At 57.2% G+C, this 6,381-nt stretch carries 3 protein-coding genes; 1 reads left to right on the top strand and 2 read right to left on the bottom strand.

Annotation, left to right across the window (positions count from 1 at the left end; translation table 11 throughout):
* Window positions 1-92: 92 nt before the first annotated feature.
* Complete coding sequence (locus tag U9R81_RS12620) at window positions 93-917, bottom strand: ABC transporter ATP-binding protein (protein ID WP_322495801.1); 825 nt, start codon at window positions 915-917, stop codon at window positions 93-95.
* A 36-nt stretch (window positions 918-953) separates the two neighbouring features.
* Window positions 954-2,498: an aldehyde dehydrogenase family protein gene (locus U9R81_RS12615; protein WP_322495800.1), complete on the bottom strand. Its 1,545-nt coding sequence runs from the start codon at window positions 2,496-2,498 to the stop codon at window positions 954-956.
* A gap of 149 nt (window positions 2,499-2,647) precedes the next feature.
* On the opposite strand from U9R81_RS12615, the gene U9R81_RS12610 reads away from it, so the two are divergent.
* A complete protein-coding gene (locus tag U9R81_RS12610; RefSeq protein WP_322495799.1) occupies window positions 2,648-6,256 on the top strand; it encodes a CHAT domain-containing protein in 3,609 nt (1,202 codons plus the stop codon).
* Window positions 6,257-6,381: the final 125 nt, after the last annotated feature.

Raw genomic sequence — 6,381 nt, 5'->3', positions numbered from 1 at the left:
TGCGATGCCTCACAGGCCAGTTCTGCGCGCCCCTCTCCCGCCGTTAGGTGGGAGAGGGGCTGGGGGTGAGGGCAGTACCAAACGACGCTTGATCAACCATCGCTTCGCAACACAGCCCGCACCTCGGCCACCAGCCGGTGCAGATGCTCGTCGTCGCGCAATTCGGCCCGGCGCGGACGCGGCAGATCGATCGGCACTTCCACCAGCACCTGCGCTGGTCGCCGGCTAAGTACCACCACCCGATCAGCCAGTAATACCGCCTCAGCAAGGTTGTGCGTCACCAACAACACTGCCGGCGCTGACTCGATCGTCGCCAGTAGATCGAGCAGCTCGCCCTGTAACTGCTCGCGGGTGAGTTCATCAAGTGCGCTAAACGGCTCATCAAGCAGCAGCACCGGCGGCGCCAGCGCCAAGGCCCGCGCCAGCGCCACCCGTTGCTGCATGCCGCCCGACAACTGCCGCGGCAAGCGGCTTGCCGCGTCACTCAAGCCCATTCGCACCAACAGCTCGGCTACCCGCTGGGTGCGCCTTGCCGGCGGCCAACCAGCTAACTCGAGCGGCAGAGCCACATTCGCTGCCGCATCGCGCCACTCGAGCAAAGCCGCAGCTTGAAACGCAATCCCAAACCGATGCTCGCGCCGCGCTTGCGCTGGTGATAGTCCAAACAGCCGCGCCTCGCCGGAATCCGGCTGCTCTAGCCCGGCAATAATCCGCAACAGTGTGCTCTTGCCACACCCGCTTGGCCCAACCAGCGCCACAACCTCGCCCGCCGCCACCGTCACATCAACGCCGGCCAGCGCCTGCACCGCACCGGCGCGCGTTGCGTAGCGCTTGGTCACTGCCCGGACATCGATCGCATAAGGAGCCGGAACAGCATCGTGCAGCGCGATGCTCGTCTCATCAACGGTAATGACCATGTCTTGTCTATAATGCCCTTGCACCCGCTCGGTGCATCACCGCTGCTCCGGCAACAGCGTATAGTCAGGGAAATTCCCGTACAACCGCTCACCCGGTGCGCCAACGGTCACCGAATCAACCAGATACTTGCCGCCGACAAAGCACCCCTTCCACGACGCGCCCATCCCGCCAAACACCTCATCGCGATCGCCACGCGAGCGCATTTTGTTGATGCCAACCTTGAATGCACGTAGCTCGCTTGCGATCATCTGGCCCAATTTCGGCTCGTCGGTCGCAATTGACGAAACCAGATTGCCATTCGAGATGTTCATCTCGCTAATGAGCTCATCAACGCTATCGACAATCACGATCGTATCGACCGGGCCAAACGGCTCGTTGTGGTGCAGCCGACAGTTGCGCGGCACGTTCAGCAATGCAATCGGCGCCATATAGGCCGAAATATCTTGGTCAGGCAGGAAGAGCGCCGGATTCAGATCGCCCTCGTACACGCAAATCGCCCCAGCGCCAAGCGCCTCGCTGTAGAGCACGCGCAGCTCTTCCACTTTTTTCGCATTGATCAAGGGACCAAAATCAAGCTTGGGCAGCGGATCGCCGGGTCGATCCACCAAGATGGGATTACCGATCTGAAGACTCTTCAGCACCGGCAGATACATATCGAGAAACTTGGGGAAGAGGCGCCGCTGTACGACATAGCGGATGTAGGCGGTACAACGCTGTTTCCCGTACGCAAACCCCTTCTTGATCTGCTGCGCGAGATTCGCCCAATCCGAGAAATCCCAGATCCCGTAGCAGTTAACGCCTTCCATCTCGAGCATATAGCGCTTGTTGCGATCATAGAGCGAAGCGGCAATATCGCGCCCATTCGTCTTGCCGCCAACAAACGCTAAACAGGCCACATCAGCGTTGCGCACGAGCGCATCGCTCAGCGCACCACCCGATCCGCTCACTAGCGAGACCGGCAATCCTGCCCGCCGCGCGATGGCAAATCCGAGCGTTAATGCAAACAACCCGCCATCCGAAGGCGTCTTGGCGATCACCGCATTGCCGGCCATCGCCTGCACCAGCACTGCATGCATCAACACCGAATAGGGGTAGTTCCACGAAGCAATGTTTGAGATCAGACCGAGCGGACGGCGACCGTTCATCATCCATTCGATCTGCTCGATGTACCACTCCACCCCGCTAATGCAGCGATCAACATCGTCGCATGCCAAATGGTAGGGCTTGCCAATTTCCCACATGAGCAAGTAGGCGATCAGATCACGTTGCTGACGCAGACCGGCCAACGCTTCGCTCACCCGCCGGCGCCGCTCATCAAGATCAACCTGCGACCATGTTTCGTGTTCGCGCGCCGCAAACCGCACTGCTCGCTTGGCCGTCTCGAGATCGATCATTGGCATCAGCCCTAGTTCACTGCCGTCGATCGCCGTGCTATAGTGCTTGCCATGCCCCGGCCACCCCCACGTCCCTTCGATCAAATTGAGCACGTGACCATCGGCATTGAACGCTTCCGGCGCTGCTGCTCGCAATTGCGCCATCAAACGCGGCCACTCGCACTCTGGTGCAATGATCTTGCTCATGCTGCTCCTCTTCCGGCACTGTGATATTTCGCACAATCACAGTATAACATGCCTTGACCGTATCATAATACGCTCGTTCCCTACGCCTTTCTATCCCTCTTAATGCTACACTATAATGCAATCTGCACCAACTCCACGGAGCAACACGTATGGAGCGCCGCACGAACATGCTTGTCCGGCCACAACGGCAAAATCGCCGGTCAGATACTCCTAGCAGTTACATCATCGAGCTTGAATTTGGCGATGGCCGCCGGCTGGTGTCAACCGAAGAGGTGGCTTTTGACCTCGCTCCGCCGGAAACAGCCGACTCGGACGCAATCAGCCGGTACGGACAAGAATTGTTTCGCCGGCTCTTTCCGGGCCGGCTGAGCCATGCCTTTCACGTTGCCCGGCAAACCGCGCTGCAACAACAAGAACCGCTCCGCCTCCGGCTTGCGCTTGACCCGCTCGATGGTGAACTCCAAGCGATCCCGTGGGAACTGCTCCATCTGCCTGCCTCCGACAGCCAGAGCCGGCCGCTGCCTTTTTCCACCAGCGATCATATCCTCTTTTCGCGCTACGTTGACAGCGAGCAATTCCCGCTCAGCGACCCGATTGAACATCGCCCGATCCGCATGCTCTTGGCCCTCAGCGAACCGAGTGATCTTGAACGGTGGGGCCTATCGCCATTTGACCGCAAAGCTACCGAGCAAGATTTTCGCCAGCGTTTCCGCCCATTTACCGATAACGGCCAACTCAGCTTCGAGATACTGCCCATCGCCGAAGAAACAGCGCTACGAGCTGCGCTTGAGCGTGGTTCCTTGCTCAACGAACGCGAACGCGGCTTTGATGTCGTTCTGTATCTAGGACACGCACTCTTCCTGCCTCAACACGGCACCCGCCTCTTGCTCGAACACGGGCCGCAACGACGTGGCCGGCTGTTCGATGGGAGCGAACTAGCGCGCGTGTTGGCCACATTGCCGGCTTCGCACAAACCAGCATTGATCGTGCTGGTAGCGTGCAACAGCGCCACCGTAGATCTCCAAGCGCCCCTCAGCAATCTGGCTGTTCGTCTCATAGTCGAAAGCGGCATTCCAGCCGTGCTCGCAATGCAACGCTTAGTGGCCATTGAGCTTGCACGCGCTTTCACTCAGCACCTCACCGAGATGCTGCTGCGCAATGGTCTCATTGATCTAGCGGTTGCCACTGCTCGCCGGCGTATCTATCGGCCAGATACGGTTGGCTGGAGTACCCCGGTTCTGTACACCCGCCTCAGTAGCGGTCGCCTGTTCCAACCGAGCGTTCTACTCAGCTATATCGAATGGGTCTTGCAGCAAGATGAGATCAAACGCTGGGCCGGTAATGAATATATTGATGCTGGTTGCCTTGAGATACCCTACGGCCAACATTGGCAATTTCTCTATCGCCGGCCAGAAAATGCCCCGCAGCCTAGCTCAACGCGCCATACATTATTAAAGCTGATTACTGGCCACACAAGTGATTCACCCCAGTTCATCGCTCTTACTGGTTCCCATCAGTCCGGCCAAACGACCATTCTCCGCCGGGTTTGTTACGATCTGGCCCGTAACGCGCTTTTTGACATCAATGCCCCTGTTGGCGTGCTCATTTCACTGGCCGGCTACGAACAAGCACGCGGCGAGCCGCGTCTCCATCATCACATCGTCGAACAGGTACGCCGCCAGCACCCAGCGTTTGCCGATACCCTCGACCGTCTGTTTCGCGGCTCATCCAGCGGCGACACCCAACGCCCGCGCCTTGCGTTCCTGCTTGATGATCTTGAGCAAGTTGCCGAATCGCACTGGAAAGATCTCATACGCGATCTGAACACCTTCCGCACTCGCCTGCCTATGCAAGTGTTTGTCGTCGCAGCGCCCCAAACCTTCGCGTCGCTGACATTCGAACATCAAGCGAAACTTCTTGCCATTCAACCCCTCGATGAACCAATCATCGTCGCCTACATTCGCCAACGTGATCGCCGGCGCGCGCGTGCACTCCTCGATCGAATGCGTGATAATCGCCTCTATCATCTAGCCAGCGACCCGCGCATGCTGCTGCTAATCGTTGATCGTCTCTCTGACTCCAATCAGCGTCCGGTCACCTATTACCACATCATCGATGAATTTCTCACCCAAGAACTCCGTGATCTCGATCAACGGTACCAGATGGGTGATGTGGCCCGTGAAAGCCTCTACCAAATCGCATGGTACATGCGCTGGAATATGACCGACTATCTCTCAATCAGCGAATTGTTCACAATCCTCGCTACAGCGCGGCGCAATCGCGACTACAGTCTCGAAGATCTGTTTCGCCAATTAAGCAATACCCAGCTCATTACTATCGCCGGCCAACGCGATATTCGCTTTACTAATCAGGCTGTCGCTGCCTATTGCGCGGCGCAGGCGCTCCACCGCGCTCCCGATCACTCACAACGGTTAGCCGACATTGTCGCATTGTGCGCTGATGTTGAACGCCAACGTTGGTGGGAGGATGTCCTCTATGCGCTGGCCAGTCTGCTCGATAAGCCCGATGAATTGCTCAGTTGCATCGCCAGCTCTCTCCGCAACGGCAACCACCGGCTTGCGGTGCTCGCTGCCCGCTGTCTTGAGGCATTGCCTGATGAAAAACTCCAGTTAGTGCCGCTCACATTGCGTAATGAATTGATCGACAATTGCCTCATTCATCTCGATGAACAACGAGAACCGAGCGCGGAGCGGCGTGAATTGCTCGTCAGCGCCCTTGGCAAAATCGATCATCTCCAAATTCGCCAGCAATTGCGCCGGATACTCGTTGACAAAGTGCGCCAAACGAGCAGCGGTCTGCGCTATGAATATACCAACGTGCGTATTGCGGCTGCCCGCGCCCTCCGCGATCTCTATCTGCCAGACTTTCGCCGCCAGCGTAATCCCGCTCAAGCAAAAGAAGCATTTGATCGGAAAACCATTCCGCTCAAACAACTCCGCGATGATCGCCCGCTCATCGAACTGATGCATCGCTGGTTACAAGGTGAAGGGGGGAGGCATGAGCTGCGCCGCTGTCTGATGACATCGCCACTTCCGCACGAACGAGCCATTGCCGCATTTGCATTGGCGGATGTAAGCACATCACCGGCGCAGCAATTGTGTGACGCACGCTTCCTGCTACGAATCATTACACGTCCCACCGATACTGCCGGCACAAAAATCAGCGACGACTGGATCGACACGATGTGGTCAGCAGCCGATGCGCTCACGTTGTTTGACACGGAATATGTCGTGCCATTAATTTCCGCACTAATCCGCTACAAACGCAGTATGCCCAACTCAGCCGCGCAACAATTAGCGTATCTGGTTGGTCGTCTGCGTATCAACCAACCATTTATCATTGAATGGCTCATCAAACTATTGATCACGAATCCAAGTCAGAATGTCAAGGCACGCGCCTTGCAATCACTTGCTTGGATGGGAAGAGAAGTGACACATCGCACGATCGCTATTGCCAGTAGCCAGAGCAATGACACAATGACAATTAAACAGTTTATTGAAGAGATCGCCCTCTGGCGGCAACCACTGCCACACTTTATCGCTGGAGACTTTAGACTCGAAACACCGATGCATGCCCCAGAGCCTATTTATCTGCGTCGCAAAGCAATAGAGGCACTGGCATGGATTGGTGATCGGCAGACACTACGTGAATTAGATACTGAATGCCAATATTGGCCGCTTGAACTGCGCACCCAGTGGTATATCGCGCGCGACAGCATTCAACGGCGGATCAATTGAAACCAAAACGAAAACCGCCCGCAACTACCACTAGTTGCGAACGGTTTTCATCGGCAGGGTGCGTGGACCTAGGTTCCCAGCGGAGAGCCGCCAGTAGGATCGGCGCTGCGACGTTTCACGACCCG

Origin of the sequence: Chloroflexus sp., assembly GCF_034435895.1 — a bacterium.
Classification (GTDB): domain Bacteria; phylum Chloroflexota; class Chloroflexia; order Chloroflexales; family Chloroflexaceae; genus Chloroflexus.
This window is presented reverse-complemented; position numbering and strand designations above follow the sequence as displayed.

What these genes read in the sequence shown, in the direction of transcription:
- U9R81_RS12620 (WP_322495801.1), bottom strand. Translation starts at nt 917, where the DNA reads ATGGTCATTACCGTTGATGAGACGAGCATCGCGCTGCACGATGCTGTT.
- U9R81_RS12615 (WP_322495800.1), bottom strand. Translation starts at nt 2,498, where the DNA reads ATGAGCAAGATCATTGCACCAGAGTGCGAGTGGCCGCGTTTGATGGCG.
- U9R81_RS12610 (WP_322495799.1), top strand. Translation starts at nt 2,648, where the DNA reads ATGGAGCGCCGCACGAACATGCTTGTCCGGCCACAACGGCAAAATCGC.